At 68.5% G+C, this 3,449-nt stretch carries 3 protein-coding genes; all 3 read left to right on the top strand.

Features of this window, described 5'->3' with window-relative positions; translation table 11 throughout:
- Positions 1-66 precede the first annotated feature (66 nt).
- Positions 67-822: an LPS export ABC transporter ATP-binding protein gene (gene lptB / locus P3W97_RS10760; protein ID WP_300846607.1), complete on the top strand. Its 756-nt coding sequence runs from the start codon at positions 67-69 to the stop codon at positions 820-822.
- 14 nt (positions 823-836) lie between these two features.
- Positions 837-2,258, top strand: coding sequence for an RNA polymerase factor sigma-54 (gene rpoN, locus P3W97_RS10755; RefSeq protein WP_300846605.1), 1,422 nt, complete (start codon positions 837-839; stop codon positions 2,256-2,258).
- A gap of 4 nt (positions 2,259-2,262) precedes the next feature.
- A partial coding sequence (locus P3W97_RS10750) for a THUMP domain-containing protein (RefSeq protein ID WP_300846603.1) occupies positions 2,263-3,449 on the top strand: 1,187 nt, incomplete at its 3' end.

Here is a 3,449-nt window from a genome sequence, read left to right as displayed (position 1 = left end):
CACCCGACCTGCTCCAGACACCCCCGCCCCCACCCTGACCCCAAGCGACCGCCTGGAGCGCCGCCCGTGACTGCGACGCCCGTCTCCTGCCTGCGGGCCGAGGGCCTGCACAAGCGCTACGGCCGCCGCACGGTCGTGCACGACGTCTCGCTGCAGCTGCGCAGCGGCGAGGTGGTGGGGCTGCTCGGGCCCAATGGGGCGGGCAAGACGACGTCGTTTTACATGATCGTCGGTCTGGTGCGGGCCGACGCAGGGCGGCTGTGGATCGACGAGCAACGGGTGGAGCAGCTGCCCATTCACCGCCGCGCACGGCTGGGGCTGGGCTACCTGCCGCAGGAGGCATCGATCTTTCGCAAGCTCACGGTCGAACAGAACATCCGCGCCGTGCTGGAGTTGCAGCACGATGAGGCAGGCCATCCCCTGTCCGAGCCGATGCTGCGCACGCGCCTGGATACGCTGCTGCAGGAGCTGCACGTCGATCATCTGCGCGACGCGCCGGCTCCGGCGCTGTCGGGTGGCGAACGCCGGCGCGTCGAGATCGCGCGCGCCTTGGCTGCGCAACCGCGCTTTATCCTGCTCGATGAACCGTTTGCTGGCATCGACCCGATCGCGGTCATCGAGATCCAGCGCATCATTCGATTCCTCAAGTCGCGTGGTATTGGCGTGCTGATCACCGACCACAATGTGCGCGAGACGCTCGGCATCTGCGACCAAGCGGTCATCATCAGCGAAGGGCGGGTCCTCGCCCGCGGCACGCCGGCCGAAATTGTGGACAACGCCGAGGTGCGCCGGGTCTACCTGGGCGAACACTTCCGTCTGTAGCGTCTGTAGCGTGTATGAAGCCCGGCCTTGCGCTGCGCATCTCGCAGCACCTGATCCTCACGCCGCAGTTACAGCAATCGATCCGGCTGCTGCAGCTCTCCACCCAGGAGATGACGCAGGAAGTCGAGCAGATGTTGGCCGACAACCCTTTTTTGGAGCGCGCGGATGACGAAGCGGCGCCGGCCGATCCGGAAGGACCAGCGACCGCTGCCGACGAATCATCATCTGCGCTGGATGACACCGACGGGTCGTGGGAGGGGTTGGGCTTCGATCGGGATGGGCGCCAAGCAGACGAGGATGAGGACAGTGCCGCCGAGCGGGCGCGCAGTACTGAGCGCTTGCAAGACCACCTGCACCGGCAGGCCCTGGCCCTGCATCTGAATGACGACGAGCGCGCAGCACTGTATTTTTTGATCGAATCGCTGGATGACGACGGCTACCTGAGCGACTCGCTGGAGGAGCTAACGGCCGCGCTGTGGCGGCAGGTACAGGCGGCCGACCCTGCGGCCGAGCAAGCGCGACAAGAGGAGATCGCATCCCTGTTGCGCCGTGCGCTCGGCTGGCTGCAAAACATGGAACCCGCGGGCGTGGGCGCACGCGATCTGGCCGAATGCCTGCGCCTGCAGCTCCGGGAGCAGCCCAATACCCCCGAGGCGCGCGCCGCGCTGGCCCTGTGCGAACAGCCCATGGAATGGATCGCCCGGCGCGACATGCGCCGGCTGGCCCAGGCCACGGGCCTGGATGAGGCAAGCGTGCGCGCGGGATTGGCGCTGCTGACCCGCCTGGAGCCCAAGCCCGGCCGGCGCTTTGCGGACGCGCAGCGGCACATCATCGTGCCCGACGTGATTGTCACCGTGCAGGGGGCGCAGTTCGACGTGCAGCTCAACCCCGCCGTGCTGCCAAGGCTGCGCGTATCGGACCTGTACGCGCAGGCCTTGCATGGCCAGCGCGGCGGCGACCTGCAACAGCGGCTGCAGGAAGCGCGCTGGTTCATCAAAAACCTGCAGCAGCGCTTCGACACCATATTGCGCGTGGCGCGCGCCATCGTCGAGCGGCAGCGCAGCTTCTTTCTGCACGGCGAGGTGGGCATGCGCCCCCTGGTGCTGCGCGACATTGCCGACGAACTGGGCCTGCACGAGTCCACCATCAGCCGCGTCACCACGGCCAAGTACATGGCTACCCCGTTTGGCACCTTCGAGCTGAAGTACTTTTTCGGCTCCAGCCTGGGCACGGACGCCGGCGGTAATGCCTCCAGCACCGCCGTGCGCGCCCTCATCAAGCAAATGATCGCCGCCGAGGATCCGCGCAAGCCGCTGAGCGACGGCCAGCTCGCGGATTTGCTCAAGGAGCAGGGCATCGAATGCGCGCGGCGCACCGTCGCCAAATACCGCGAGGCCCTGCGCATCCCCAACGCTAGCCTGCGCAAGACCCTGTAACCCCATGCCCGTATTCGATCTGTTTCTGCCCTGCGCCAGCGGCAGCGCCCCGTTTTTGGCCGACGAGGTGGCCCGCTTGACCGGCCAGGCCACCGACACCCTGCAAGTGGGCCGCGCGGGTGTCGGCCTGCGCGGCGACTGGGACACGGTGCTGCGCCTCAACCTGCACAGCCGCATCGCCCAGCGCGTGCTGCTGCGCCTGTGGGAAGGGGCCTATCACCACGAGGATGATCTGTACGCCGCCGCATCCGACGTGCCGTGGGAGGCGTGGTTCACCCCTGCGCGCACCATCAAAGTCGAGGTAAGCGCCCAGCGCAGCCCGCTGCGCAGCCTCAACTTTGCCGCCTTGCGCATCAAGGATGCGGTGTGCGACCGGCTGCGCGCGCGCTGCGGCGCGCGACCCAGCGTGGACACGGCGCACCCGGATGTGCGCCTGTACGCCCACCTGAGCGCCGATCGGCTGACCCTGGCGCTGGACACCAGCGGCGAGCCGCTGTTCAAACGCGGCTGGCGCACCGACAAAGGCGACGCCCCACTCAAGGAAACGCTGGCCGCGGCCATGATTGCCGCCACCGGCTGGACCGGCTCCGACGCGGACGGCGAGCCCGTACCGCTGTACGACCCGTGCTGCGGCAGCGGCACGCTGATCATCGAGGCCGCACAGATTGCGCTGCGGCAGGCTCCGGGGCGGCAACGGCGCTTTGCGTTCGAACGGCTGCTGCCCTACGATGCCGTCCGCTGGACTGCGCTGCGCGAGCAGGCGCGCGCGGACGAACGGCCCTGGCCCGCCGGTCATCCTCCGCTGGCCTACGGCAGTGATGTGGCGTTTCGCATGGTCGATTTTGCGCGTCGCAACGCCGAGCGCGCTGGCGTCGGGGCGGCGGTGGAGTTCCGCGGGGGCGACGCCCTGCAGCGCCTGCCGCCCTCGACCCGGCCGGGCGTGCTGTTGCTCAATCCGCCAGATGGCGAACGCATCGGGGCAGCGGGCGTCGTGGGCCGCCTGGGGGCGGAGGTGTTCTACGAACGGCTGGCGGCGCACTGGAAGACGCATTTCGGCGGCTGGACCGCTGGGGTGCTGACGCCAGACCGCGCCCTACCCCGCCGCCTTCGGCTGCAAGCCAGTCGGCGCGTGCCACTGTTCAATGGCCCTATCGAATGCCGGCTGCTGCGCTTTGAGCTGCAAGCCAAAAA

Origin of the sequence: Tepidimonas sp. (assembly GCF_029335975.1) — a bacterium.
Taxonomy (GTDB): domain Bacteria; phylum Pseudomonadota; class Gammaproteobacteria; order Burkholderiales; family Burkholderiaceae_C; genus Tepidimonas.
The sequence above is the reverse complement of the archived record's forward strand: the minus strand, read 5'-3'. Positions and strand labels throughout refer to the sequence as shown.